This window comes from Serratia sp. ME47 (assembly GCF_903970925.1).
Taxonomy (GTDB): domain Bacteria; phylum Pseudomonadota; class Gammaproteobacteria; order Enterobacterales; family Enterobacteriaceae; genus Serratia; species Serratia ureilytica.
Map to the genome: position 1 here is coordinate 13,171 of NZ_CAJCKE010000009.1, position 25,269 is coordinate 38,439.

The window sequence follows — 25,269 nt, forward strand, 5'->3', positions numbered from 1 at the left end:
ACGATGTTCTCTTTCACTATGACCTCGCCTCGCGGGTTGCCGATTTCGGTATGCCTCAGGCGTGCGGAGCATTTGCATGATGGACAGTCAGTCTGAAAAAACGCTTGTTGTTACCCCTGCTCATCCCGCCGTCGGGCATTCGGCTCAGGGCTGGATGAACGGTTTCCTCGGCATGATTATCTTCAGCGGCTCGTTGCCCGCCACCCGGGTGGCGGTGCTGGAGCTCGATCCGCTGTTTCTGACGGCGATCAGGGCGGCGATCGCCGCTTTGCTGGCCCTGTGCGCGCTGCGGATCACTCGCCAGGCGCGGCCGACGCGGGCCGATTTGCCGCCGTTGCTGTTTGTAGCGCTCGGCGTGGTCATCGGTTTTCCGCTGCTGACGGCGCTGGCGCTGCAGCACACCACCTCGGCGCATTCGCTGGTGTATGTCGGCCTGCTGCCGCTGGCGACCGCCGGTTTTGGCGTCTTGCGCGGCGGTGAGCGCCCCAAGCCCGCTTTTTGGGCTTTTTCGGGCATCGGCGCCGCACTGGTGGGGGCGTTCGCGCTGAGCCAGGGGAGCGGCGGCGCCTGGCAGGGAGATGCGCTGATGGTCGGCGCGGTGCTGCTGTGCGGTTTGGGTTATGCCGAAGGCGCGGTGCTGTCGCGCCGGATCGGCGGCTGGCAGGTGATCTCCTGGGCGCTGGTGGCGGCGTTGCCGTTGACGCTGGCGGCCGCATGGTGGGCGGCGCCGGCCGCTTGGCCCGTCGTCAGCGGCGCCGCCTGGCTGTCGCTGGCTTACGTCTCGGTGTTCAGCATGTGGATCGGCTTTATCTTCTGGTATCGCGGCCTGGCGCAGGGCGGCATCGCCGCCGTCGGGCAATTGCAGCTGCTGCAGCCGTTCTTCGGCCTGGCGCTGGCGGGCTGGCTGCTGCAGGAAACCGTCCAGCCGATGATGATCGCTGTGATGGCCGGCGTGGTGGTTTGCGTGTTCGGCGCTAAGCGCTTTTCTCGCTAGGCCCCGTTGCGGGCGCAGGCGCGGATCACCTCGCCGAGCCGTTCCACCGCCTGCTGCACCTGGCGGTCATCGTAACCGCCCAACCCCAGCACCAGACCCGGCTCACCGTGGCCGGGCGCATACATCGGCGATACCGCCCGCAGCGCCAATCCGGCTTCGTTGGCCTGCTGGGCGACCTGCACGTCGTCGAGATCTTTCCTCAGCCACAGCACCATGTGCATGCCCTGATCGCAGGGCTGCACCCTCCCCAATTCGGCCGGGATGCGCGCGTTGATCGCCTCGATCAGCACCCGGCGTTTCTCGGCGTAGACGCCGCGCATTTTGCGGATATGCCGGTCGAGATACCCTTCGGCGATAAAGGCGGCCAGTACGTGTTGATCCGCGCTGGGCGGGTGACGATCCATCAGGATCCGGGCGCCGCAAAAGGCGTCGACCAGCGGCGGCGGCACGATGGCGTAACCCAACCGCAGCGAAGGGAACAGCACCTTGCTGAAGGTGCCGAGATAGAGCGTCCGCTCGGGCGCCAACCCTTGCAGCGAAGGGAACGGGTGGCCGGCGTAGCGCATCTCGCTGTCGTAATCGTCTTCCACGATCCAGGCCTGCCGTTCTCTGGCCCAGGCCAGCAGGGCGCTTCTTTTCGCCATGCTCATCGGCATGCCCAGCGGATATTGATGCGACGGCGTGACAAAAGCGGCTCGGGCGTCGGCGGCCAGGCGCACGCCGGCGGCGACGTCGATGCCGTCGTCGGCGACGGGCACTCTGATCATGTGCCGATCGCGAAACAGGCTGTTAAAAAGGGCGGTGATGCCGGCGTAGGCGGGGTCCTCGACCCAGGCGCTGTCGCCGGCGTCCAACAGGATCTGCGCGGCCAGATACAGTCCCTGCTGGGTGCCGGCGGTGATGAGGATTTGCTGCGGCGTGCAGTTTACCGAGCGGGAACGGCGCACATAATCGCAGATGGCTTCGCGCAGCGGCAGGGCGCCCAACGGATCGCCATAGCCGGACGGGGCGCCGGGGCCGCGCGCCCGGATGCGGTTGCCGAGCCGCCGCCAGATATCGTCGGGCGCGGTATCGCCGATCGGGACCGACACGGTGAATGGCACCGACGGCAGCGCCCGCGCCTGGGCGGCAAAGCGCGCCAGATGCTGCGCCTGTGAAGAAAGCGGCACGGCTGTGGCCGGAGCGGTTTGCACCGTGGCGTGTGGCGTGCGGCGCGGCGCCTGATAGTGGGCGATCCGGGTGCCGGAGCCGGGCTGCGGTTCAAGAAAGCCTTCCGCCGTCAGCTGAGCAAACGCCTCCAATACCGTGCCGCGCGCCAGATTCAGCGCCGCCGACAGCCGGCGCGTCGAAGGCAGCAGATCGCCCGCTTTCAGATCGCCTTTGTGGATGGCCCGGCGCAGGGCCTGCGCCAGTTGGTGGCTTAGCTGCCCCGCCTGGCGGTCAATCTCGCCGAGGGCGGGGACGTCAACGACTTGGGCTGTTCTGGGCATGCATTCCGGTCCATATTAAAAAAAGAAATTGCTTAGGCAGAGTAAACCACTTTATCTCGCCATGCATGCGTTGCCGAATTCGCGGTGTCGCGGCATGGCGGTTGTGTCTGCCTCGCCATAATTTAGTGACGTCTGACGATCAATATAGAGGGGGCATGTTGTTGATTGCTTGTGCCTGTCAGCGTGGCGACTGTTTTCATCGCGGACGTAGAGCATTTATATTGCGAGCGGCGTTGAATATGGTTTGCCTGAGTGAACAGGAGCGGCGCTGAATAAAGCGCACGATAATAAACGATGTGAGGAGGGGCGCGGCAAATGAATAAGTTTGCGAGATTGTTCCCGGATAGGGCGCGTGACGGTGATTTGTGAATATAGGGGGGCCTTTGCACTGTAAGAGCCTAAATGCGGTTCATTAATGGTGTAAATGTTAATTTTTTGGTGTTTATGTTTGTTAATTGGCGTTTTGTATGAAATTTAATGCTATTTAAAATATTAAAATTTATCGACAGTATAAGTCAGATATGCTGCAAACTATTAATTAAATCTATTTTTTGTTTATTAAAATCTATTTTTAGTCATTCCATATTATTTTATTTTAAACAATATTAAAAAAGCAACATATACATCTGCAAGAATGTTTTTTTCTGTATCATTGCTCCAGGTCATTCAAACGAGGCGAGAGCCGCTGTTGGTGCGCAGAGGACAAGTTCTCAGCGTTGTAATGCGGAATGCTGATGAGAGGTTGAGTCTAAAAAAAGTAACGCTTTTTTGTGTTTTTGAAGTTTTCAGCTAGTTTATCCGAAAATGCAGAGTGAAAGACTCACCGCAAAAGGAATGACGGAGTTGATATTTTTTTTCTGATAACTTTCTTGCCTTGGTCAAAAATAAGGTGAGGCCGGCTTTTAATGGATATTAAATCTGTTTTAAGACGTTTATGGTCATTATGGCTGATGAGTTAGCAGGGATTGTCTCAGAGTGTTCTGAAATTATAATGTCATAGCGATATTATGATTCTGAGTTATTTGTTTTTTATTTTATCCAGGGAATTGACATGATGGAACGCAATCTTTTTGGTTTTATCATCGATAACGATATACAACTCGATATCGCTAATAAGCGGCTGGTGCGCATTAATTCTTTATCGCCGGAAAAACTGGTGTTGTTTAGTGCCGTGACGCTCAATGATGCCATGGTGCGGCTGCTGGTTTTTTTGCTGATCCAATATGGTAAAGGCCGACAGCTTTCGAAGAATGAAATACTGAAAAAAGTCTGGGATGAAAATCATTATTCTTCGTCCAGTCAAAAACTCTGGCAAACCATGAAAGAGCTGAGGATAAGGCTCGATGCCATCGGTTTGCCGCACGACTTCATAGTGAATGTGAGGGGGTCGGGTTATACCCTGAATAATCCTATCGTTACGCCTTTGTTCTACGAGTGAGCTTATTGAACGTGCGTTGCAAGAAATAACGTATTGCTTAAGGAGCTCGTTCCCGCTGGCTATCACCTACGGAAATAGAACGCGTTATAATTAAAATCATCAGGAGTATATATGAAAAAGACCTCCGTAATAGGATTGGCCTTGCTGGGCTGCGTTGGTCAGGTGCAAGCCGCCAGCACCGGGACGATCAATTTTAGCGGTACTGTATCTGCGATGACCTGTGATGTACGGGTCAATGGGCAGGAAGCCGATGGTAATGTTGCTTTGCCGGTTGTAAGCGAGAGTCAGCTGAGCGTGATGAGCTGGACTGCAGGTCGTACGGCGTTTGAGCTGAAGTTGAATAATTGCCAGGGCGCCTTGAAAACCACGACGGCGTTCTTTGAAGCCGGCCCTGGCGTGGATTCGAGCGGGCGCCTGCGCAACCTCACGGGCACGGCGAAAAACGTCGTGCTGCAGCTGCGTGAAGGCTCTGGAGCGTTCAATCCGATCGTTGCAGGCAGTCAAAACCAGATAGCGAACGCTACCTATTACACCATCACCAATGGCATGGCGACCTTGCCGTATACGGTTGAATATTACGCCATGGGCGCCGCGACCGCCGGCTCGGTGGTAAGCAACGTCGTATATTCACTGCAATACAAATAACCCGTATTTCAAGGGGGGAGTTTCCCCCCTGTTTCTCAGCTATTTATTGGGGCGATTATTATGAGCAGACAGGCTCGTATTTTATCGCAGGCTTTCTTGCTTGCAGTTATTTCTCTTTTTTCGGCGATGACATTCGCCAGCGTGGTGATTAGCGGTACGCGCGTTATTTATTCCTCGGAGGCGAAGGATGTCACCGTTAAATTGAACAATGTCGGTAAAGCGCCGGTATTGATTCAAAGCTGGATCGATGACGGTGATATGACGGTGAAGCCGGAAAATATCCGCGTGCCTTTTATTTTGACGCCGCCGATTAATCGCGTCGATCCGGGCAAAGGGCAAACCTTGCGCCTGAGCTATACCGGGGCGGCGCTGCCGATGGATAAAGAAAGCGTTTTCTGGTTGAACGTGCTGGAAATCCCGGCCAAAAAACAGCTCAAAGATGATGCCAGCCTGCTGCAAATGGCTTTCCGTTCGCGCATCAAGCTGTTTTTCCGTCCGGCGGGCTTGAACGGCGACGCCAATGACGCGGCGCAGAAAGTGACGTGGTCCGCCGCGCCGGGCGGCGTGAAGGCGTTCAACCCGACGCCGTATTTCGTCTCGTTGGTGAGCCTGGCCGTCAATGGTAAGGAACGTGAAGGGCAAATGATCGCGCCGTATTCCTCGCTGATGTTTAACGGCATTCGCGCCGCCGCAGGAACCCAGATCGCCATTGAATTCGTCAATGACTACGGCGCCGTCAATAAATTCGATGCGCTGGTGAAGTAAGCGAAGCACATCGCCATTTAATGCCTCATCGGCAGCAGCCGAACCTTGCGGAAAAAAGTTCATGACCGAATATGTTAGCGTTGCGCATGGCCTTCGCACGGCCTCTGCGCGCTTAACGCCGGCGGCGCTGTGCGTGCTCGGCGCATTAAGTGGCGCTCAGGCGTGGGCCGACGACCGTGCGCCGCAGGCCATCGCCGGAAAGGTCGAATTCGACCCGTCGTTTCTTAACCTGAGCGATCGCGCCGGCGTCGATCTGGCGCGCTTTGCGCGCGGGGCGGCCGGGCTGGCCGGCACGCATCGGGTGGCGTTGTTTATCAATGACGAGGCCTTTGGCAATAAAGAGATCGAATTTCGCAGCCGCGCCGATGAGAGTCTGTATCCCTGCCTGACGCCGGCTATCGTCAATAGCATCGCTTTTAACGACGCCGCGCTGCCGGCAGGGGCGCTGGCGCCATTGGCGCAGGGCGAACCCTGTTTTAATCTGCCGCGGCAGATTCCGGATGCGCAGGTCAACTTCGACAGCGGCGAGCAGCGGCTGGATATCGTGGTGCCGCAGATTTATATGCGCAAGACCGCGCGCGGCAGCGTTGACGCCGCGCAGTGGGACAGCGGCGTCTCGACGTTGTTTCTTAATTACAACCTGAACGGGTATTCCAGCACGTCACGCGGAGCGGACTATAACTCCGTCTACGCCGGTTTGTCCGGCGGGGCCAACTTCGGCGCCTGGTATTTGCGCCATAACGGTGCCTATAGCTGGACGCAAAACGGCATTTCGCAATACGACAGCATTAACACCTTCCTGCAGCGCGATATTCCGCCGCTGAAGGGCAGAGGCGTGATCGGCCAGGCGAACACCACCGGCCAACTGTTCGATACGCTGGCGTTTAACGGCGTGCAGCTTGCCAGCGATGAGCGCATGTTGCCGGAATCGCAGCGCGGCTATGCGCCGGAAATCCGCGGCATCGCCAGAAGCAACGCGCAGGTGACCGTGCGGCAAGGGGGGCAGGTCATCTATCAGACCACGGTAACGCCGGGGGCATTTCTGATCGACGATCTGTATCCCACCGGTTACGGCGGCGATCTGGAAGTGACGGTGCGTGAAGCTGACGGCGCGCAAAGCGTCTTTACCGTGGCTTATGCGGCGGTCACCCAACTGCTGCGACCTGGCGCCGATCGGTACGAAGTCGTCGTTGGCAAGGCCGACAGTGACAGCCTGCGGGAAAAGCCCTGGCTGTATCAGGCCACCTACCAGCGTGGTTTATCCAATGCGCTCACCGCCTACGGCGGCCTGCAGGCCGCCCGAGATTATCAGGCGGTGCAGTTGGGCGGGGCCGTCGGTTCCTCGCTGGGCGCACTTGGCTTCGATGTGACGCAAAGCGACAGTCGTTTGGGCCGCGAACGGCGTCAGAGCGGGCAGAGCTACCGCCTCAGCTACAGCAAGACCGTGAATGACATCGGCAGCAGCCTGTCGCTGGCCGCTTACCGATTCTCTACCTCCGGCTATATGGATTTCATGACCGCCATGCAAACGCGCGACCGGCTGAGGCAAGGCGGCGGAGAGGGCGATATCGCGCGCGCTCGCAATCGGGTGACGTTTTCCATTTCGCAGGAGTTGGCGTCTGGATGGGGACAGCTGTATGTCAGCGGCTCTGTGCAGGATTACTGGAACGGGCAGGGCAGCGACAAGCAGTATCAGTTGGGGTATAGCAACAGCTATAAAGCCGTCACCTACGGGTTGAGCATGACGCGCAGCCAGGCGAGCAATGGCCGGGCGCAAAACAGCTATCTGCTGAATTTCAGCCTGCCGTTAGGGCGTCGTGACAAGGCCGGCACGCCGCAGCTGCGGCTCGGATTGGCGCATGACAGCGACGGGTTGTCGAGCCAGCAGGCCACCCTCTCCGGCAACCTGGGGGCCGACAGTCGCTTCAGTTACGGCATGAGCGCAATGAACGCCAATCGCAATGGCGGCAGCGGCTCGGTAAACGGCCAGTATCGCAGTCAGGCAGCGCTGCTCAGCGGCGCTTACAGTTCCGGTAAAGGCTACCGCAGCGCCTCCGCCGGGTTAAGCGGCACCGTCGTGGGGCATGCCGGCGGCGTCTCGTTCAGCTCTTACGGCTCGGAAACGTTCGCGTTGGTGGAGGCGAAAGGGGCCGAAGGCGCCAGCGTCTCCGCATATCCAGGGGTGTATGTGGATGCGCAAGGCTATGCGCTGGTGCCGTATTTGACGCCGTATCAGCTGAATGAAATCAGTCTGGATCCCAAGGGAAGCGCCCCTGATCTTGAAATGGATGAGACCACGCAGAAGGTCGCGCCTTATTCCGGCGCGGTGGTGAAAGTGAAATACAACGCCCGCCAGGGCTCCCCGATTCTGATCGATACCGCTGCCGCCGGCGCGCCGGCGCCGTTCGGCGCCGAAGTGCTCGACGAAGGCGGCGCCGTGGTTGGCGCCGTGGGGCAGGGCGGGCTGGTTTATGCGCGCGTCGCTCAGGACAGGGGCGCGTTGCGCGTTCACTGGGGGGCGGATCGCGCTGCGCAGTGCGCCCTGAATTACGTGCTGATGCCGCAGCAGAAAGGCAGCCGGCCGGTATTGCAGCGCTTTAGCGCGCCGTGTCGCAGCGGCGTTGGCGCAGAACGATGAGACCTATTTTTTGCTCGGGAACGCCGTCGGGCACGGCTGCAGCGACGGCGTTTCAGCGCACGGGAGAGAATGAGATGACACAGAAAAACCGCCAGGGTATTTGGCGCGGCATTGCCTTGTTGGCGCTGTTGCTGGCCCAATCGGTGTGGGCCGACTGTTATTACAGCGATAAGTCGGACGTTAAAAACGATCTGAATATCACTGCGCCCATTGTATCCAGCAATATCACCGTGGGGGCAGAAGTGGCCCGGGGCGCTACGCTGTATACGCAAAATTTTAACCCCACTTTCAGGAATGTGTACGTCGAATGTTCGACGGCGCAACCGTTCATCGCGATAGACATGGGTTATGAGCCGCCGCCGCATCCTCTGTCGGAGTGGAGTGGCGGTTTTGGCAAGGTTTATCAGACGGGCGTGCCGGGCGTTGGCGTGTTTATCGATAACCACGCTTTGTCCTTCACCCTGCCGTACACGTCGCGGAGCACGGAGAGTCATACCCTGTACGGGTGGTCGTCGAATCTTTTCAAATACCGCATTCGGCTGATAAAGACCGGCGATATTCAACCCGGCACCATCACCGGCGCCGATTTGCCCTGTTTGGTGACCCAGGTTGGGCCGGCAAGCTCGCCGTTTACCGCTATGCGGCTGTGTTTTACCGGCTCGATCAATATCGTCGCGCAGAGTTGCACCACGCCCGATGTTTTCGTCGCCATGGGGAAATACGATATGGGACGAGATTTCACCGGAAAAGGCAGCGTAACCGAATGGAAAGACGCCTCGATCCGCCTGATGGATTGCCCAAAATTTTACGGTACGGCCGAAGCCCATTATTCCGATAGCGGCAACAGCGGCATCGTCAGCGCAACCGCCAACAGTTTAGGGGTGTCGTTAGCGCCCAATACGGCGGTGGTCGATGGCGACAACGGCATTATGGGGCTTAAAGACGGCAGCGGCAGCGCAAGCGGCGTCGGCATCCAGTTGGCCTATGGCGCGTCATCGCCGCGGCCGGTGCAGTTCTCGCGGGAAATTAAGGTGCCGCTTTCCCCCGCCACGCCCACGTCTTTCACCATCCCGTTGCAGGCGCGTTATATTCAAACCGAGCCTACCGTCACGCCGGGCGCCGCCGACGCGACCGTGACCTTTAACATCAATTATTATTGAGTGGGCGGGCTGGTCAACTCAGCCCGCGCTGATTCAGCAGCACCTTATTCAGCTCGCTGTTTTTACGCACGTTGAGCTTGCGCATCGCCGAACGCTTATGGGCGCTGATGGTTTTCTGGCTGCGCTGCAGCAGGCCGGCGATGCTGCAGGCGGACATGCCGCTGCTCATCAACCCCAGCACCTTTTTCTCGCAGTGGCTGAGCGCGGCGATGCGGCAAGCCTGGCATTTCCACTGGCCCGCGGCGTGCAGCGCCACCCATGGATGCAGGATGAACTTTTCCAACGCCATCTGCAGCTTGAGGCGAATGGCGTAGGCCGAATCGCGCCGATGGATGCTGAACAGCGGCGGCAGGTTTTTCACCTGTTGCTGGGTCGCGTCGTCGAGGATCAGCAGGGTCAGCTGCCGCTGGCGCGGAACGCCGTGAGGGCTTTGATAACAACAGGCGCAGCCCCAGCGCTCTTCCGGCGTGCGGAACACGATTTCGATGTTATCCAACGCCTGCAGCGCCAGCGGCGAGAACTGCGGGTACCGGTGGTGGCATTCGTTCAGGGAGTGCAGATAGTCCTGCAGCAGCAGACGCAGCCCCTGCTGGTAGAAGTTATCGCTGTCGAACAGCGTGAAGCGAATATCTGGCATGGGTGACTCCTTAAAAAGCCGTGGCGCCGCGCCGGAGCAAACGGTGACGGCCCATCGCCGGCGTTCGCGCGCCGGTCGTTTTCCTGATTTCCCTGGGACGGTGCGGGGCTTATTGGTACGCCAGCACAAAATTGGCGATGGACGTGAATTCGCCTTCGGTAATGCTTTGGTTTTGAATCGCGCTGGGCCGCCCTTGCACGTAGGCGGTGAAGTTCAGGCTGTTGGGGCCGTTTTGCAGCGCGACGGCGCTGGTGGCCTTATTCAAATCGATGTCTGCGCCCTGATGATCGAACAGGGCGATGGCGGCGCCGTTCGCGCCGTTGTTGATCGCCAGCTTGCCCGGCAGCTCACCGTCTTCGGTGCCGCTGAAGGTTACGCTGACGGATTTGAATACCGTGGTCTTGCAGTCGGTCAGCTTGATGCTGAACGGTACCGGTGTGGTGTGGCCGTAGCGATACAGGGTTTTGACGATCACCGTGCCCATCTCCACCAGCTGATCGGCGGACTGCGGTTCGATATTGCACGGCCGGCTCACCACGGTACCGTGGAACTGCACCGGCGCGCCGATAAGCTCGGTGTTCGCCGCCGCCGGCATGGCGGCAAACCACCAGGACGCGCAGCTGAGCAGCGCTAAAGCGCGTAGACGCATTTTCCGTTCCTCCCTCGGTTACTGGAATGCCGCCACGATGGTGGCCGACGCGTTGAATTCCCCTTCGCCGATCTCCGCGCCGCCGTTGGCGAACGGCGCCGCCACCAGGTTCCAGGAGCCGCCGTTGCCGATGTTCGGCACCGGGTAAAACTCGTTCGGAATGACCAGCTGGCCGTTGTGCGTCAGCCGGATGCCGAGATCGTTCTTGTCGGTTTTGAACACCTCGTTGCTGAAGGAAGCGGCCGTGCCCGAGACCGCCAGCTTGATGTTCAGCGTGCCGTCCTCGAAGCTGCCGCCCTCGCACTGGAAGCGCACCGGAATGCTTTGCGGGTAGTTCGAGCCGTTGAGATCGCTGCCGCCGATTTCGCCGAACTCCACGTTGATCAGCTGGCCTTCGTTCACCACGCATTTATCCGGCACGTAGAGGATCGCGGACTGGATAAACACCTGCGCCATCGGATTGGGGCCGAAACCGCCGTCGGTCGAGCCGAGGCGGCCGTACATCTCGATGATCTGCCGATCGTTAATCTCGACGCCGTTGATGATCTTTTTGCGCACCCGGAAGGTGATCTTGCCTTTGGAACCGCTGCCGTAGTTGTTGACCTGTAAGTACGGCGGCTGGCAGCGGTGTTGGCTCAGCAAATTCGATTCGTTGTAAAAAGGCACTGTGACGTAGGCGTTCTTGTTGCCGGCGATCCACACCTCGGCTTTTAAATCCAAAAAGTCATTCAGTTTTAAATAGCCGTTGCCGTAGTCGGAGGGGGGCAACGCCGAATCCGACTTGTAAAAGTGCGGGCTGGTGGGAATAGGGGTATCGCAATACACCTTGCCGGTATAGGTGCCGCCCAGATCATAGGGAAACAGTTTGGTGAACCCCACCTGGTTGGTGATGTTGCTTTCATTCAGATCGATATAGAACTGTTTGGGGCCGCCGTCCGGCGTGACGTAGCCGTTGGCCCAGGCGGCGGGGGCCGCCAGCGCGATCGCCAGCGGCAGGCAGAATTTGGTCAGTTGAGTTTTCATCGCGTTCTCGAACCTCACAGGTAAATCACCTGAATGTGCGCCACGGCGGCAAACCCGGCCGCCATCACCGCCCGCTGGGTGGATTCCACGCTGGCGCTGAACCACAGGGTGTTGCTACCGGGTTGCAGAATGTAAGGGCGGCTGCGTTGATTCAGCTCCAGCGCCTGGCCTTGTTGGTCTTGCAGCCGCAGACCGATGCCCTGCACGCCGCCGTTCAGCTTCAGCAGCGATGGGTTATCGACGTCGCTTTCGCCGAGAAACACCAGCGTGGCGGCCTGCTCACCTTGCAGGTAGAGGCGGCCGGCGTCGCCGTTGCGCGGGCCGGCCGGGTTATCCGCCAGCGCGCGCGCGCCCAGCAGGCAGTTGCGGAACGAGAGGCGAAAACGCACCGGCGCGCTGCGATCGCCGGCGTTGCGGAAGTCGCGTGCGCTGACGTCGCCCAGATCGACGGACTGATCCCGGCTGTCCGGAGTCAGGCTGCAGGGAGAGCTGAGCAGGCCGCCGTGAAAGCTGACGGTGCCGGTGGTGCCTTCAATCACGCCCAGCGGCGTTGCCGCCATCGCGCCGCCGCCGCACAGCAGTGCGCCGAGCAGCAGTGGGCGCAGTCGATCGGTGAATTCAGCCATGCTGGACCTCCTTATTTTTTCTCGGGCACGGCGGTGCAAACGCCGCCATTGCAGACGAAGCGCAGCTCCGGATGGCCGCCGTAGTCGTTGATGTAGGTGATGACGAAGCTGTTCATGCCGGTCTCTTGCAGCTTGAGGCTTTCGCTGGATTTCGGCTTCAGCATCAGCGGCTGAAAACCGCCGATCGCGCCGCCGCCCTGTTTTTGCGTCTGCCGCGTCATGCCGGTCAGGGTGATGTAAAACGGCGTCGGGTTGTCGACGGTGATGGCGCCGCCGCTTTTACGGAACACCAGCTTTTCCTGCCACACCTGGCCCTTGGGCGCGACGATGGCTTTCGGCCGATAGAACAGTTTGATCTGCGTTTGCAACGCCAGCTGCATCACGTTGGTTTTGGTGCTTTTCGGCGGAATTTCGCGCAGGTTGAAGTAGAACACCGACTCGCGATCCTGCGGCAGGCGATCCGCCTCCGGCGTCTTGGTGATGCGCACCACGCTGCGCTCGCTTGGTTCCACGCGCTGCAGCGGCGGTAGCACCACCAGCGGCGAGGTGATTTTCTGGTGCTGCTCGTTCTCAAGCCAGGATTGCGCCAGGAAGGGCAGCTCTTTGTTTTCGTTGACGATATTCAGGCTGATCGATTTGGCGTCGCTCACATAAACGGCGCGCGTGCGATCCAGCGATATCGCCGCGTCGGCGGTGGGCAGTACGGCGCTCAGGGCCAGGCCGGCGGCGGTCAGTAGCGTTATCGGGTGTTTGTTCATGTCATTATTTCTCAGCGTTACGGATTACAGGGTGGCGCACGGCAGCAGCAGCTGGTCCAGCGGCTTGGCGGCGCCCGGGATCACGATGCGGCAGCGGCGTTGGCCTTCCCAGGCGACGTCCAGTTTTTCCTCCGGCTGCACGCCGGTCAGGTAGACCGAGCCGCCGTCGTTGACCACCGCGACCTCGCGGCCTTTCTCGCTCAGCACCGCGGCGCCGAACGGCGGTTCGCTGCCGTCCGCGAGGCGAATGGTGGCCAACAGCTTGCTGCCTTTCACCACCTCGAAGTGGCGGTAGCCGATGGCGCCTTCGGTCAGCGTGCCTTGCACCACGGCGCGAGTGGCCTCGACGTCGTCCGCCAGCTTGTTGACGTCGATGCGGGTGTCGGTGTTGTAGTAGCTGGTGATGTCGGAAATCACCGCCAGCCCGAAACGGTTGCTGTAGGCGCGGCCGTTGTTGAGCGGCACGCCGGCGATGCCGTCGGTGTCGAGCATCATGCGGCTGCCGCCGTTGCTCGAGTTCTGATGCGCCGCGATGCCGTGCCGGGTGGCGGTGAGGCCGCCGCGGAACGAGCCGCCGATCGACGAGTAGCTGTCCTGCTGGTAAGAGGCGCTGGCGTTCAGCGAGCCGAACGAGGCGTTGTGGGTGTAGTACCCGCGCGCCAGCGATTTGCCGGACTGATTAAAGCCGCCGCTGACCTGCCAGGTATTGTCCGGATCGCTGTAGTCGTTGTACGACGCGGTCTGCGTGACATCGCCGTTGTTGGTTTGCAGCGCATAACCGACGCGCCGACGGTCGCCGATCGGCACGGTGAAGTTGAGCATCACGCTGTCGTCGGTGCGGCCCTGGTAATAGGTGCGGTAAGCCGACAGCGAGGCGGTGATGTTGCTGATATCGCCGACGCTGAACAGCTTGCTGGCCGACAGCCCGTAACGGTCCTGGGTTCGCGCATCCCAATAGGTCTGGTGCGAGTAGGTCAGGTAGGCGGTGATCGCCTTGGCGCTGTCTTCCGCCATAAAGGTTTTGCTGGCGGTGATGGTGTACAGCTCTTTCTGGCGGCCGTTGTAATTCTTGTCGTAATCGCCGTAACGCTCCTGCAGGTACTGCGACATGTTCATGAACTTGCGCTGCGAGAAGCGGTAGCCGGCGAAGGTGATCTGGCTGTTCAGCTCATCGAACCGTTTGGCGTAGTTGAGCTTGAACGACATGCCGCTGGCGGTCGGCTCGCCGGGCAGACGGGCGATCGACTGGGTGACGTCCAGCGACATGGCGCCGAACACGTTCAGATCGCGGCCGAGGCCGAGCGCCCAGGCGTTATAGTCGCCGCCGAGCAGCGCCCCGCCATACAGCGACCAGGCGTTGCTCAGCCCCCAGGAGAAGTCGCTGGCGGAAAACAGCGGGCCCTGGGTGCGGTGGTCGTAGGCCGAGGTTTTGCCGAGCGCCACGTTGTAGCGCACGTAGCCCGGGCGGGTCAGGTACGGAATGGTGGCGGTATCCACCTGGAAGGTCGAGACGGTGCCGTCCTGCTCTTCCACCTTGACGTCCAGCTTGCCGCGCACCGAGCTGTTGAGATCCTGAATGGCGAACGGCCCGGCGGGCACGGTGGTTTCGTACAGCGTGCGGCCTTCCTGCGAGACGGTGATCTTGGCGTTGCTCTTGGCGATGCCGCGCACTTCCGGCGCGTAGCCCTGCAGGTTCGGCGGCAGCATGCGCTCGTCGCTGGCCAGATTGAGGCCGGTGAAGCGATAGGCGTCGAACACCCCGGAGTCGAGATAAATCTCACCCAGCGTCAGCTTGGCGGCCTGCATCGGCAGCGCGCGGTAGGCGTAGATCTGGTTCCAGTCGAAGCCGGTGCTGCGATCGCCGGCCTGCTGATTGTAATTGGCCTGGTAGTCCGCGCGCAGGCGCCAGGGGCCCAGGTTGGCGCCCAGCGTGCCGTAGCTGCTCAGGTTCTGGGCGGTGTTGTTGTTGTGATTCTGCTTGCCTAACTGGCCGCTCAGGTTGTAGTCCAGCAGCAGGCCGGGAATGCCGTCGTCCCACTGCTCGGGCGGCGTCCAGTCGGGATCGGAGTATTTCATCCACGCCTGCGGGATGGTGATCGCCAGCACGCCGCCGCCGATGCGATCGGAGACGGTCGCGCCTTTGATGCCGCGAATGTCGGCGCACTGGTTGTCGTGCCACAGGGTGACTTTTTTGGCCGCTTCTTCTTTCAGCGCCATTTTTTCCACCAGATCAGGCGGCAGGCACACCTGGCTGCCGCTCTTGTTATCCGGCGACGGGAAATACTGAATGCTGCGCTGGGGCAGCGTTTTCTGGTTGATCTTGATGTCCAGCAAATAAGCGCCGGGCATGACGTAGTCGGCATCGGAGAAACGCGAAAGATCCACTTTGCTGCGCTCGCCGATATCCAGGACGTCGGTATTGAATTCCGTGGCGGAAAATGCCGGACGCACCCAGAGGAAAGATAGAATGACGAGAAGAGGTAGGTGTTTCCGTGTCAGTAATGACGTCATAGCATAATCACTCATGGCAAGTCCGCGCCCAATAGCAGGTCATCCGTGCGACCTGAATACGTAATGCTGTGCAGCGCCCGCCGGCGCTAGAGATAAGACAGGGTGAATTTGGCCAGAGAGCTGAAGCCGCCCGCCCGCGCCTTATCGGGATGCAGGCGCAACTGCGCGCCAAAACGCAGCGTGTTGTCGCCGGCGACGATCTGGTAATCCGCCGTCGTGCTGCCGAGCGGGATCGGGGTGCCGGCATCGGTCAACAGCTCGATAGCCACGCCCTGCGCCTCGCCGTAGACGCCCAGCAGGGAAGGATCCCGGCTGTCGGCGGTGCCGTCGAAGGTGACGTTGGCCGCGCGATAGATGAAGTCAGGCTTCACCTGGCTGGCCAGTTCGCAGTTCACCAGTTTGATCGTGAAATGACGGCGGCTGCCGATCAGCACCGATTGCCCGTCCTGCGAGGCATCGGTCATGGCGATCAGACCGAAATCGACGGTTTGATCCAGGCTGTCGCTGGCGATGCCGCACGGCGTTTCAACGATGGTGCCGCCCAGGCTGACTTTGCCGTGGCCCTGATTTTTCACTGCCGCCGCCGCGCTGCCTACGCTGAGCGCGATGAGCAACAGGCCGCAAAGGCGGATAGTCATGCTGGCGTCTCCCTGTCTTGCCCTGTTCCCTTGCCGCTCTCGTCGGCATGCAATCAAGCGGGGGATGCCCTGAGACATCCCCTGTGGGGTATTACAGGTAAGCCAGGGTGAAGTTGGCCACGCTGGTGAAGTCGCCCGGCACCACGGCGGCGGAGGCGCTGCTGCCCTGCAGGTAAGCGGCGAATTTCAGCGAGTTGTCGCCGTCGTTCAGGCCCTGACCGTCGGTTGCCGTGCCCAGTTCCACTTCCTTGGAGTGCAGGTTGTCGTAGATCACGATGCCGGCGCCGGTTGCCGTGCCGCTCAGGGCCAGCAGTTTGTTGTTGACCGGATCAGGCGTGCCGGTAAAGGTCACCTTGACGTTTTTCATGGTGGAGATGGAGCAATCTTTCAGTTCGATGTTGAAAGGTTGCATGCTGGATTTACCCTGGTTAGCCAGGATGCGGCTGCTGATTTGGCCCATTGGTACGGTTTGGTCAACGGATTCCGGCGCGACGCTGCATGGCGCATCGATAATTTCGCCGGTAAAGGTGACTTTACCACTGCCCTGATTAGATGCGGCGTGAGCAACAGATGCAGAAGCGAAAGCAATCACGGTTGCCAGCATTAATTTATTCAGTTTCATTTCTCAGGTTCCTGTAGAGAGTTTTTAAATAAAAAGAACAGCACATCTAAATCCCCCGCAGCGGTGGCAACGTCATGTCGCCGGCCGTACGGTTGGAGCCAGATCCTTTTGCTCTGGGCAATACGCCAACATCCGTTATTTATGAGAAATAACGAGATTGGGAAAATCGACAATGGATTTTCTGGTAAATAAAATACGAGTTTTACGTGTGGCGTGTTGCTGGGAATATTCTTGCAAATAATAGTATTGCTTGGAAATAGATTTTATTAAATTAAGTCAAATTCAGAATATAAAACCAAAAGGAAAAAGAAATATATTTGCTTTAAAACCAATAGATCGTATACAAATATTATCCAGTATAAATCACTATATAAATAACGATATGCGAGATATTAGATCGGGGGAAATAGGCTGATACCTACAATTCGCCATATTGTTTTGCTAATATCGCCCTGAGGCAGCAGATGATGAATTTCCCTTTAGAAACAAAATATAAAACATAATCTATTGTTTTTATTGTTGTTTCGTGGTTTTCTCCCCCTAAGGGATTGGCTTTTTTATTCGTGTTTAGCCCGCGTTTAGGTCTAATTCATTAACAATTAAATAACAATGTCATCGGTAGTGAATTATTCTATCGCACTGCGGTATAGGGATTTTTCACTGCCTAACCCATTTTGATTAATCAAATTAAGGCATGTGCTGTTGCCGTTCGCCACATAATGATGACCTAAGTGACAATTAAAGGATTATAAACGGAATGATAACGATGATTAATGCTTGCGGCAGCCGCCGTACGGTAGTTTCTGCTATATTTTTACTGTCTGTCATGTCGCTGTCAGGCTGCGTGGGCGGTAGCAAGACAAACCTGAATTCCGTGAAAAAACTTTCACAGAACAATCCTAATGATAAATCCGATGAACAACGTATCGCGCTTTGCCAGCAACGGGTTAACTCATTAAAAAATATTAATCCGCAGAGTTACCAAAAACGCATTGCCTATTTTAACGGTCTGCTTTCCAACGCTTCCGGATATGCCGGCGTGCGCGGCAATGTGGATGAAAGCACCCGTAAAGCGATTGATGCTCTTTATCAATATAAAACCGAGAAATTCTGCGCCGACGTTGAACATGAGCTGATGTCCGATCTGTCCAACCGGGTCGAGAATCTGTAGCCATGAAGCGATGCGCGCAAAGATGGGCGATGGGGCTTTGGCTGTTGGCGCTGAGCGGTGCCGTTTGCGCCGCTGACGACGGCATTCCCGCCCTGTTGAAGTTTGCCGAACAGCGGCAGGCTCCACCGGCCGCGCTCAAGGAGGAAACCGCGCGTAAACCGGCGCCCGCACCGGCCGCCAAACCGGCCGCCGTCGCGGGGGCAGACGGCGCTCGTTTAACTTCTCTGAAGCACTCTGTACAACAGCAGGCGGAGAAAATCCGTCAGCTGGAGCGCCAGTTGGCGGCGGCTCAGGCCGCCGCGGCGCCGAAAAGCGCGCGGACCGATGTCGATATTCGGCCGCTGGCCGATGCCCTGAAGGCGTTGCGGCAGGCCGTTGCGCCGTTGCCTGAGGTCACCGCGCTGGCCGCTTCGCTCACGCGGGCCGAACAGCGCAGCGCAAGCTTGACGGCGCAGTTGGCACAGCAACGACAGCGGGTAGACACCTTGCTGGCTGAGCGGCGGCAGGCGGCTGAGGCCCCGGTGCTGGCCAGCGAGGCGGACAAGCAGGCGTATGCCGCCGGCGTATCGCTGGGGCGCGATATTTTGCATCTGCAACAGGAGAACCGGCGTGCGGGACTGGAGGCGGATCGGCGGCTTTTGCTGGCGGGCATCGCCGATACCCTGGCCGGGCGGTTGCGGCTGGATGAGGCCGCCATCGACAGCGCGCTGCGCACGGCGCAGCAACGTTTGCAGCAGACGCAACAGACACAGGCTCCCCCTCCGGACGGCAAGGCCTATCTGGCCGATTTCGCCCGCCAGGAGGGAGTCAAGCAAGATGCGCTCGGTTTCTACTACCGGGTGGACTATGCCGGCAGCGGTGCGATCGGCGCCGACGATCGGGTGGATATCGTGGTGCGCGAAAGCCTGACCGACGGCCGGGTGATCAAAGACATGGAGCTGGCGGGAACGGTGATCTCGCAGCCATTGACGCGCTATCCGCCGCTGTTTCGCGCGGCTATCGAGAAGCTGCAGCGCCACGGCTCGATCACGCTGGTGGTGCCGCCGGCGCTGGCGTACGGCAAGCAGGGCAGCCCGCCGGCGATCCCTCCGGACGCCACCATGATTTATACCCTGCGCATCGCTGACGTGCAGTCGTGAGCGGGGAGCTCAGCAGTAACCACTCAGGAGGAATGCTATGGCCAAGGCGCCGAAAACGTTTGAAAGCAGAAAATCGCTGATGCTGAATGTGTTGCAAGGATTGTGCAGGGATCGTGTGGAAGGCTCCGGCGGCCATCATCCCCCGCCGGAGCAATGGCCGAAGACCCGCGAGCTGGCGGATAAATGCGGTGAAAACATTTATACCACCCGCACCCTGCTGCTGGCGCTGGAAAAGGAGGGCAAGGTCCGCTGCACCCACCGCAGCATCAACAATTCTCTACGCTGGTACAGCTGCGACGAACAGGCAGCGATAAAAAAAGAGTGATTCGACCCTGACGGTCGCTTTTGACTATCTTACAGCTAAACATTAATTAATCTTATTATTTGGCGGGGCATTTCGCTCCGCCAATCCTCCTCTCCGCTTTCCGCCCTCCGCGCAGGCATTGCTAAGATGTTTTTTGCGACCATATACTTATCGCTCAGACGGGAACAGGTGTAGGGAGCCGGCATCGTAATGAAGGAAAAGAAAGACATACTGAGATTGGATGATATTCATTATCAAATAGACCGCCAGGTGATCCTGGACTCCGTCTCTTTCACGTTGGGTGAGGGCGAGTTCAAACTGATCACCGGGCCTTCCGGCTGCGGAAAAAGCACGCTGCTGAAAATCATCTCTTCCTTAATGAATCCGACCAGTGGAAGCCTCTATTTCGACGGCCAGGCGATCGACGAGATGTCGCCGGAGGCGTATCGCAAGCAGGTCTCTTATTGCTTCCAGACGCCGGCGCTGTTCGGTAATACGGTTTACGACAATCTGGCGCTGCCGTATCAGATCCGCCAGGAACCGCCGGCCGAGCGAAAAATGAAGGCCGATCTGGCGCGTTTCGGCCTGCCGGAGGCGATGCTGACGAAAAGCATCAATGAACTGTCCGGCGGGGAGAAGCAGCGCGTGTCCCTGATCCGCAACCTGCAGTTTATGCCGCGGGTGCTGTTGCTCGATGAGATCACCAGCGCGTTGGACGAGGAAAATAAGCGCAACGTCAACGAAATCGTGCATCAGCTGGTGGCGGAACACCGGCTGGCGGTGCTGTGGGTGACGCACGATACCGAAGAGATAGCGCATGCGGACGAGGTGATCACCCTGCGCGCGCACGGCGCCGAGCAACAGGAGCAACAGCATGAATCAGCATAATATCACCAACGAATCCTTGGGCTTGTCGATGGTGCTGGTGGTGGTCGCCATCCTGATCAGCCACCGGGAAAAGCTGGCGCTGGAAAAGGACATCATCTGGAGCATCTGCCGCGCGGTGGTGCAGCTGATCATCGTCGGCTACGTGCTGAAGTATATTTTCGACCTGGATAACGCCGTTCTCACCGTGTTGATGGTGCTGTTCATCTGCTTTAACGCGGCCTACAACGCCAAGAAACGCAGCAAGTACGTCGAACACGCTTTCGTGACGTCGTTTATCGCCATCACCACCGGCGCGGTGCTGACGCTGGCGGTACTGGTGTTGACCGGCTCCATTGAATTTACGCCGATGCAGGTGATCCCCATCTCCGGGATGATCGCCGGTAACGCCATGGTGGCGGTGGGGCTGTGCTATACCAACCTCGGCCAGCGTTTCAAAAGCGAGCAGCAGAAGATTCAGGAAATGCTCAGCCTGGGGGCGACGCCCAAGTTCGCGTCGGCGGCGCTGATCCGCGACAGCATCCGCGCTTCGCTGATCCCGACCGTCGACTCGGCGAAAACCGTTGGGCTGGTCAGCCTGCCGGGCATGATGTCCGGGCTTATCTTCGCCGGCATCGATCCGGTGAAAGCGATCAAATATCAGATTATGGTGACCTTCATGCTGCTTTCCACCGCCAGCCTGTCGACCATCATCGCCTGCTATCTGGCCTACCGTAAGTTTTACAATGAGCGCCATCAGCTGGTGGTCGGCAACCTGAAGTAACGCCATGAAAAACGGCCTCCGCGGAGGCCGTTTTTTTACCCTTGCAGCAGGGCGATGCTCTGGCGGATTTCCCGTTCGATATCCGCCTCGCTCCAGCGGTCCAGCTGTGAAGAGAACGGTTCGAAGGCATAGACGCCGGTGTAGCCCAGGCGTTCCAGGTTCTGCACCTGGCGGCGGCTCTCCAGCCGATCGCTCTCACTCAGCATGATGCGCTCTTCGTCGCTCAGCGCGCTTTTATCCCGCCCGTCCTCCACGCCGGACAGATGCACCAGGCCGATCTGCGCCACCTGGATCTGCGCGTCGAAGTCGGCCTGCGTCACGCCACTCAGATAGTGGTGGAACGTATCGAGCACGATGCGGTACGGCGCGCCCGAGTCGCGGATGAGCGCCTGGGTCAGCAGCGACGATCGCAGCGAGCTGATGCCGAAGCCCAGCGGTTCGACGTATCCCTGTACGCCATAGCGGGCAAACAGCGGCGCCAGCAGCCGCAACGCCGCGAGGGTGTCGTCCCGTTTTTGCTGCTCGCTGCGCGTGTCGTCGGCGCTGCAGTGCGGGCACAGCACCAGCGCCCGGCTGCGGATGGCCTGCGCCTGCGCCAGCATCGTTTCGGCGCGCTGTTGCAGCGCCGCCGTGTCATCCATCAGATTGAACCTGCCGAGGGCGTTGATCGTGACGATCTCGATGCCGTATTGCGCGGCGAGCGCGTTGAGCTGCGCGTCGCTCAGATCGTCGGTCACCTTGCCGCTGGGCATGTCGTTGCGCAGCTCGACTTTGCTGAGCCCGCAGCGTTTCACCAGGCGGAAAAAACGGTCCAGATCGAGATTCGGTGCGATCTTGCGGTTAATGCAGAAGCGGTCCAGCGCAATGTTCATGGGCATGACTCCAGCGGTCAGGGTTGAGAGATCAGGATTTGCCGTTTTCCAGCGGCAGCGGCTTGCCGTCGGTCTGGGATTGGCGGTGGCGTTTGGCCAACACCACCTGCTCCATTTTTTCCAGCGAGACGCCTTTGGTTTCCGGAATATAGCGGCCGATGAACCAGTAGCTGAACAGACAGCAGGCGGCGAAGATCCACATCGGGAAGGCGCCGTGGAAATGCGAGAACAGGTAAGGGTGATCGTTGATCATCGGGAACGACTGCGACACCGCGAAGTTGGCGACCCACATGCAGCCGACGGCGATGCTCATCCCCTGCGCGCGCATGCGGTTCGGGAAGATCTCCGACACCAGCACCCAGGCGCCGACGCCCCAGGAGAGCGCATAAAACACCATGAAGAACAGCATGCCGAACAGCGCGAAATAGCCGGTGGCCTGGGTGTAGAGCGCGTACGAGGTGAGCAGCAGGCCGGCGATGGCGCCCAGCGTGCCGTAACGCATCAACGGAATGCGGCCCATGCGATCCATCAGCATGGCGCCGATGACCGAACCGACCAGCTGCAGCACGCCGATCCAGATGGTCTGGAACAGCGCTTCCTGCGCGTTTTCGGTGACGGTTTTCAGCACCACCGGCGCGTAGTACATCATCACGTTAACGCCGGTGACCTGTTGCAGCATGGCGATCATACAGCCGACGAACAGGATGAAACGCACCCGCACATCGCCGTAGTTCAGCTTCCGGTGCTGCTGCTGTTGATCCTGCTGCAGCGAGTCTTTGATTTCTTTCAGCAGATTCTGCGCGTGGGCGGCGTTGGAGACTTTGGTCAACATCGCCAGCGCCTGATCGTCGCGGCCCATCATCACGTTCCAGCGCGGCGATTCCGGAATGACGAACACCAGTATGCAGAACAGAATGCAGGGGATCACGCCCGAGGCGAACATCCAGCGCCAGCCCATTTCCACCAGCCAGGCTTCGCTGGCGAGGCTGGCGATTTTGAAGTTGACGTAGAAAATCACGATCTGACCGAAGACGATGGCGAACTGCTGCATGCTGAGCGCCCGCCCGCGCATGTCTTTCGGCGACACTTCCGACATGTACATCGGCGACACGGTGGCGGCGATGCCGACCGCCAGCCCGCCGATGATGCGGTAAATGACGAACCAGGTGAAGGTCGGGGCCAATGCGGCGCCGACGGCGGAAACGGTGAACAGCAGCGCCGCCAGCATCAGCGCCTTTTTACGGCCCCAGCGCGCCGCCAGCGGCCCGGCGGCGAAGGCGCCGATCACGCAGCCAATCACCACGTTGGAGACGGCCCAGCCGGTTTCGGCCGGGCTGAGATCGAAATAGGTTTTCAACGCTTCGATCGCGCCGGAGATCACGGCGGTGTCGTAGCCGAACAGAATGCCGCCCAGGGCGGCGATGCCGCAAATTCGCAATATGTAACCGGTATTGTGCTTACGCTGATATGACATGTGTTGCTCCGATTTTTATCCTGGCTTCCGTCCGCACGGTTGGGGTGTCGGGAAGAGGGCGAGCGGAAGGGTGTGAACCGTGCCTGTCATCAAGGCGATGTCGTTGATAAATGCTGGAACAAACAAGAACATTTATTTCATAATTAGTGAATAATGGAATATTGATTTTTAGATCCAGTTCAAAAAAAACCGTCGCGAGCGATCCGGGCGCCTTGGGCGCTCGGAGGGAGGCGGTAACGGCCGCAGGTCAGGCGCAGTGCGGATTTTCTGTAGCAAAGTCAGTGTGCATTAGCGATGGACTCTCCTGCGAAACCGCGCCTTGATTGGCGCGGTAATGAAAGCGCCAACCCGATCGACACCGCAAAATTGCGACCTCACGCACTAAAAATAAATTTTTCAAAACAATTTATTTGAAACTTTTTTTTCAATGAAATAGAGTTTGCTGCATCCGGTCAGGATGTAGCCGGCTTGCCGACGGGGTTTGGCGAGCGGGACGATTAACGCCGCGCCGCCTGCGTGTGGCCAGGCGACAGCGGACTTGAAAAGAGGGCGTGACATGAAAACCGTGGGTAACTTTATTGACGGGCAGGTGTGCCTGAGCAGCAGCAATCAGACCGTCGACGTGCACAACCCGGCCAGCGGGCAGGTTGAGCGGCGCGTCACGCAGAGCACCGCCGCCGAAGTCAAGCAGGCCATCGACGTGGCCCACCGGGCGTTCGCCGACTGGTCGCGCACTACGCCGCTGCGCCGCGCGCGCATCATGTTCAATTTCAAGGCGCTGCTGGAACAGCACCGCGACGAGCTGGCCGAGCTTATCGTCAGCGAGCACGGCAAAGTGTATTCGGATGCGCTGGGCGAACTGACGCGCGGCATGGAAGTGGTCGAATTCGCCTGCGGCATCCCGCATCTGATCAAAGGCGAGTACTCGCCGGACGTCGGCAGCGGCGTCGACAGCTTCTCGCTGATGCAGCCGCTGGGCGTGGTGGCGGGCATTACTCCGTTCAACTTCCCGGCGATGGTGCCGATGTGGATGTTCCCCATCGCGCTGGCCTGCGGCAACACCTTCGTCCTCAAGCCGCCGGCGCTGGTGCCTTCGGCCTCGGTGCGCCTGGCGGAACTGTTGAAGGAAGCCGGTTTGCCGGACGGCGTGTTCAACGTGGTGCACTGCGCCAATGAAGATGCGGCGCAGCTGTGTACCGATCCGCGCATTCAGGCGGTGAGCTTCGTCGGCTCCTCCACCGTGGCGGAACATATCTATACCACCGCCAGCGCGCACGGCAAGCGGGTGCAGGCCTTCGGCGCGGCGAAGAACCAGGCGATCGTCATGCCGGACGCCGATCTGGACGCCACGGTCAACGCGCTGATGGGCGGCGCGTTCGGCTCTGCCGGCGAGCGCTGCATGGCGTTGCCGATCGCCGTGGTGGTCGGTGACGACACTGCCGATAAACTGATCGCCAAACTGAAGCCGCTGATCGCGCAGCTGCGCGTCGGGCCGGGCTTGCAGCAGGGCGGCGAAGAGAATGAAATGGGGCCGCTGGTGTCGTCCGCTCACCAGAAAAAGGTGCTGGGCTACATCGATTTGGGCGTGGAAGAAGGCGCCACCCTGGTGGCCGACGGCCGCAACTATCAGGTGCCGGGCTATCCTGAAGGCTACTACGTCGGCGGCACGCTGTTCGACCATGTGACGCCGAACATGCGCATCTACCGCGAAGAGATTTTTGGGCCGGTGCTGGGCATCGTACGGGTGCCGGACTACCGCACCGCCATCGACACGGTGAACGGCCATGAATTCGGCAACGGCAGCGCCATCTTCACCGGCAGCGGCCACTATGCGCGCCAGTTCGTGCAAGACGTGCAGGCCGGAATGGTCGGCGTCAACGTGCCGGTGCCGGTGCCGATGGCGTTCCACAGCTTCGGCGGCTGGAAGCGCTCGGTGTTCGGCGCGTTGAACGTGCACGGCACCGACGGCGTGCGCTTCTACACGCGCATGAAGACCGCCACCGCGCGCTGGCCGGCCGGGCAGCAGACGGTGTCCGAATTCAGCATGCCGACGCTGGGCTAAGCGCT

General features: G+C 59.4%; 23 protein-coding genes. 12 read left to right on the plus strand and 11 right to left on the minus strand.

What is annotated here, in order from left to right; all coding sequences use genetic code 11:
• Positions 1-79 precede the first annotated feature (79 nt).
• A complete protein-coding gene (locus H7A77_RS11260; RefSeq protein ID WP_182074231.1) occupies positions 80-994 on the plus strand; it encodes a DMT family transporter in 915 nt (304 codons plus the stop codon).
• Here H7A77_RS11260 and H7A77_RS11265 read toward each other — a convergent pair.
• The gene (locus H7A77_RS11265) at positions 991-2,484 is read right to left on the minus strand and encodes a PLP-dependent aminotransferase family protein (RefSeq protein ID WP_182074196.1); all 1,494 of its coding nucleotides are present in this window, start codon (positions 2,482-2,484) and stop codon (positions 991-993) included. The two genes, H7A77_RS11260 and H7A77_RS11265, sit on opposite strands and share 4 nt — an antisense overlap.
• Before the next feature lie 1,051 nt (positions 2,485-3,535).
• Between H7A77_RS11265 and H7A77_RS11270 the strand changes: the two genes are divergently transcribed.
• The 5 genes from H7A77_RS11270 to H7A77_RS11290 all read left to right on the plus strand — a co-directional run bounded on the left by H7A77_RS11270 (position 3,536) and on the right by H7A77_RS11290 (position 9,130).
• Positions 3,536-3,922, plus strand: coding sequence for a helix-turn-helix domain-containing protein (locus H7A77_RS11270; protein ID WP_050440145.1), 387 nt, complete (start codon positions 3,536-3,538; stop codon positions 3,920-3,922).
• A gap of 111 nt (positions 3,923-4,033) precedes the next feature.
• A complete protein-coding gene (locus H7A77_RS11275) occupies positions 4,034-4,567 on the plus strand; it encodes a fimbrial protein (protein WP_033651775.1) in 534 nt (177 codons plus the stop codon).
• A 60-nt stretch (positions 4,568-4,627) separates the two neighbouring features.
• Positions 4,628-5,332: a fimbria/pilus periplasmic chaperone gene (locus tag H7A77_RS11280; protein WP_042785530.1), complete on the plus strand. Its 705-nt coding sequence runs from the start codon at positions 4,628-4,630 to the stop codon at positions 5,330-5,332.
• Positions 5,333-5,393: 61 nt separating this feature from the next.
• Positions 5,394-7,970: a fimbria/pilus outer membrane usher protein gene (locus tag H7A77_RS11285; protein ID WP_182074197.1), complete on the plus strand. Its 2,577-nt coding sequence runs from the start codon at positions 5,394-5,396 to the stop codon at positions 7,968-7,970.
• A 74-nt stretch (positions 7,971-8,044) separates the two neighbouring features.
• Complete coding sequence (locus tag H7A77_RS11290) at positions 8,045-9,130, plus strand: fimbrial protein (protein WP_050440144.1); 1,086 nt, start codon at positions 8,045-8,047, stop codon at positions 9,128-9,130.
• 13 nt (positions 9,131-9,143) lie between these two features.
• Here H7A77_RS11290 and H7A77_RS11295 read toward each other — a convergent pair whose 3' ends face one another.
• The 8 genes from H7A77_RS11295 to H7A77_RS11330 all read right to left on the minus strand — a co-directional run bounded on the left by H7A77_RS11295 (position 9,144) and on the right by H7A77_RS11330 (position 16,594).
• On the minus strand, positions 9,144-9,767 hold the full coding sequence (locus H7A77_RS11295; RefSeq protein ID WP_182074198.1) for a LuxR C-terminal-related transcriptional regulator: 624 nt from the start codon (positions 9,765-9,767) through the stop codon (positions 9,144-9,146).
• A gap of 109 nt (positions 9,768-9,876) precedes the next feature.
• Complete coding sequence (locus tag H7A77_RS11300; RefSeq protein ID WP_046687944.1) at positions 9,877-10,416, minus strand: fimbrial protein; 540 nt, start codon at positions 10,414-10,416, stop codon at positions 9,877-9,879.
• 18 nt (positions 10,417-10,434) lie between these two features.
• Positions 10,435-11,439, minus strand: coding sequence for a fimbrial protein (locus H7A77_RS11305; protein ID WP_049205605.1), 1,005 nt, complete (start codon positions 11,437-11,439; stop codon positions 10,435-10,437).
• Positions 11,440-11,453: 14 nt separating this feature from the next.
• Positions 11,454-12,065, minus strand: a complete 612-nt coding sequence (locus tag H7A77_RS11310; protein WP_033645333.1) for a fimbrial protein — start codon at positions 12,063-12,065, stop codon at positions 11,454-11,456.
• Between the two features lie 11 nt (positions 12,066-12,076).
• The gene (locus H7A77_RS11315; protein ID WP_033645332.1) at positions 12,077-12,823 is read right to left on the minus strand and encodes a molecular chaperone; all 747 of its coding nucleotides are present in this window, start codon (positions 12,821-12,823) and stop codon (positions 12,077-12,079) included.
• A 24-nt stretch (positions 12,824-12,847) separates the two neighbouring features.
• Positions 12,848-15,349 carry a fimbria/pilus outer membrane usher protein gene (locus tag H7A77_RS11320; RefSeq protein ID WP_182074199.1) on the minus strand — a complete coding sequence of 834 codons (2,502 nt, stop codon included), beginning with the start codon at positions 15,347-15,349 and terminating at the stop codon, positions 12,848-12,850.
• A 71-nt stretch (positions 15,350-15,420) separates the two neighbouring features.
• Positions 15,421-15,972, minus strand: coding sequence for a fimbrial protein (locus tag H7A77_RS11325; protein WP_033651771.1), 552 nt, complete (start codon positions 15,970-15,972; stop codon positions 15,421-15,423).
• A gap of 91 nt (positions 15,973-16,063) precedes the next feature.
• Complete coding sequence (locus H7A77_RS11330; protein WP_019455211.1) at positions 16,064-16,594, minus strand: fimbrial protein; 531 nt, start codon at positions 16,592-16,594, stop codon at positions 16,064-16,066.
• Positions 16,595-17,351: 757 nt separating this feature from the next.
• Between H7A77_RS11330 and H7A77_RS11335 the strand changes: the two genes are divergently transcribed.
• The 5 genes from H7A77_RS11335 to fetB all read left to right on the plus strand — a co-directional run bounded on the left by H7A77_RS11335 (position 17,352) and on the right by fetB (position 20,856).
• Entirely contained in the window at positions 17,352-17,765 is a 414-nt protein-coding gene (locus tag H7A77_RS11335) for a hypothetical protein (RefSeq protein ID WP_182074200.1), read from the plus strand.
• Positions 17,766-17,794: 29 nt separating this feature from the next.
• Positions 17,795-18,904 carry an FKBP-type peptidyl-prolyl cis-trans isomerase N-terminal domain-containing protein gene (locus tag H7A77_RS11340; protein WP_232091486.1) on the plus strand — a complete coding sequence of 370 codons (1,110 nt, stop codon included), beginning with the start codon at positions 17,795-17,797 and terminating at the stop codon, positions 18,902-18,904.
• A 37-nt stretch (positions 18,905-18,941) separates the two neighbouring features.
• Entirely contained in the window at positions 18,942-19,229 is a 288-nt protein-coding gene (locus tag H7A77_RS11345; protein ID WP_033645326.1) for a FaeA/PapI family transcriptional regulator, read from the plus strand.
• A gap of 189 nt (positions 19,230-19,418) precedes the next feature.
• Positions 19,419-20,096, plus strand: a complete 678-nt coding sequence (fetA, locus tag H7A77_RS11350) for an iron ABC transporter ATP-binding protein FetA (protein WP_042785526.1) — start codon at positions 19,419-19,421, stop codon at positions 20,094-20,096.
• Entirely contained in the window at positions 20,083-20,856 is a 774-nt protein-coding gene (gene fetB / locus H7A77_RS11355) for an iron export ABC transporter permease subunit FetB (protein WP_033645324.1), read from the plus strand. Before fetA ends, fetB begins: the two co-directional genes overlap by 14 nt.
• Positions 20,857-20,891: 35 nt before the next feature.
• Here fetB and H7A77_RS11360 read toward each other — a convergent pair whose 3' ends face one another.
• Complete coding sequence (locus H7A77_RS11360; protein ID WP_182074201.1) at positions 20,892-21,728, minus strand: TIM barrel protein; 837 nt, start codon at positions 21,726-21,728, stop codon at positions 20,892-20,894.
• 31 nt (positions 21,729-21,759) lie between these two features.
• Positions 21,760-23,202 carry a sugar porter family MFS transporter gene (locus tag H7A77_RS11365; RefSeq protein ID WP_182074202.1) on the minus strand — a complete coding sequence of 481 codons (1,443 nt, stop codon included), beginning with the start codon at positions 23,200-23,202 and terminating at the stop codon, positions 21,760-21,762.
• Positions 23,203-23,758: 556 nt separating this feature from the next.
• Here H7A77_RS11365 and H7A77_RS11370 point away from each other — a divergent pair.
• Positions 23,759-25,264: a CoA-acylating methylmalonate-semialdehyde dehydrogenase gene (locus H7A77_RS11370; RefSeq protein WP_046687940.1), complete on the plus strand. Its 1,506-nt coding sequence runs from the start codon at positions 23,759-23,761 to the stop codon at positions 25,262-25,264.
• The last annotated feature ends 5 nt before the right edge of the window (positions 25,265-25,269 follow it).

What these genes read in the sequence shown, in the direction of transcription:
- H7A77_RS11265 (WP_182074196.1), bottom strand. Translation starts at nt 2,484, where the DNA reads ATGCCCAGAACAGCCCAAGTCGTTGACGTCCCCGCCCTCGGCGAGATT.
- H7A77_RS11270 (WP_050440145.1), top strand. Translation starts at nt 3,536, where the DNA reads ATGATGGAACGCAATCTTTTTGGTTTTATCATCGATAACGATATACAA.
- H7A77_RS11370 (WP_046687940.1), top strand. Translation starts at nt 23,759, where the DNA reads ATGAAAACCGTGGGTAACTTTATTGACGGGCAGGTGTGCCTGAGCAGC.
- H7A77_RS11360 (WP_182074201.1), bottom strand. Translation starts at nt 21,728, where the DNA reads ATGAACATTGCGCTGGACCGCTTCTGCATTAACCGCAAGATCGCACCG.
- H7A77_RS11300 (WP_046687944.1), bottom strand. Translation starts at nt 10,416, where the DNA reads ATGCGTCTACGCGCTTTAGCGCTGCTCAGCTGCGCGTCCTGGTGGTTT.
- H7A77_RS11275 (WP_033651775.1), top strand. Translation starts at nt 4,034, where the DNA reads ATGAAAAAGACCTCCGTAATAGGATTGGCCTTGCTGGGCTGCGTTGGT.
- fetA (WP_042785526.1), top strand. Translation starts at nt 19,419, where the DNA reads ATGAAGGAAAAGAAAGACATACTGAGATTGGATGATATTCATTATCAA.
- H7A77_RS11305 (WP_049205605.1), bottom strand. Translation starts at nt 11,439, where the DNA reads ATGAAAACTCAACTGACCAAATTCTGCCTGCCGCTGGCGATCGCGCTG.
- H7A77_RS11320 (WP_182074199.1), bottom strand. Translation starts at nt 15,349, where the DNA reads ATGAGTGATTATGCTATGACGTCATTACTGACACGGAAACACCTACCT.
- fetB (WP_033645324.1), top strand. Translation starts at nt 20,083, where the DNA reads ATGAATCAGCATAATATCACCAACGAATCCTTGGGCTTGTCGATGGTG.
- H7A77_RS11295 (WP_182074198.1), bottom strand. Translation starts at nt 9,767, where the DNA reads ATGCCAGATATTCGCTTCACGCTGTTCGACAGCGATAACTTCTACCAG.
- H7A77_RS11310 (WP_033645333.1), bottom strand. Translation starts at nt 12,065, where the DNA reads ATGGCTGAATTCACCGATCGACTGCGCCCACTGCTGCTCGGCGCACTG.
- H7A77_RS11330 (WP_019455211.1), bottom strand. Translation starts at nt 16,594, where the DNA reads ATGAAACTGAATAAATTAATGCTGGCAACCGTGATTGCTTTCGCTTCT.
- H7A77_RS11325 (WP_033651771.1), bottom strand. Translation starts at nt 15,972, where the DNA reads ATGACTATCCGCCTTTGCGGCCTGTTGCTCATCGCGCTCAGCGTAGGC.
- H7A77_RS11315 (WP_033645332.1), bottom strand. Translation starts at nt 12,823, where the DNA reads ATGAACAAACACCCGATAACGCTACTGACCGCCGCCGGCCTGGCCCTG.
- H7A77_RS11335 (WP_182074200.1), top strand. Translation starts at nt 17,352, where the DNA reads ATGATAACGATGATTAATGCTTGCGGCAGCCGCCGTACGGTAGTTTCT.
- H7A77_RS11260 (WP_182074231.1), top strand. Translation starts at nt 80, where the DNA reads ATGGACAGTCAGTCTGAAAAAACGCTTGTTGTTACCCCTGCTCATCCC.
- H7A77_RS11290 (WP_050440144.1), top strand. Translation starts at nt 8,045, where the DNA reads ATGACACAGAAAAACCGCCAGGGTATTTGGCGCGGCATTGCCTTGTTG.
- H7A77_RS11340 (WP_232091486.1), top strand. Translation starts at nt 17,795, where the DNA reads ATGGGGCTTTGGCTGTTGGCGCTGAGCGGTGCCGTTTGCGCCGCTGAC.
- H7A77_RS11285 (WP_182074197.1), top strand. Translation starts at nt 5,394, where the DNA reads ATGACCGAATATGTTAGCGTTGCGCATGGCCTTCGCACGGCCTCTGCG.
- H7A77_RS11280 (WP_042785530.1), top strand. Translation starts at nt 4,628, where the DNA reads ATGAGCAGACAGGCTCGTATTTTATCGCAGGCTTTCTTGCTTGCAGTT.
- H7A77_RS11365 (WP_182074202.1), bottom strand. Translation starts at nt 23,202, where the DNA reads ATGTCATATCAGCGTAAGCACAATACCGGTTACATATTGCGAATTTGC.
- H7A77_RS11345 (WP_033645326.1), top strand. Translation starts at nt 18,942, where the DNA reads ATGGCCAAGGCGCCGAAAACGTTTGAAAGCAGAAAATCGCTGATGCTG.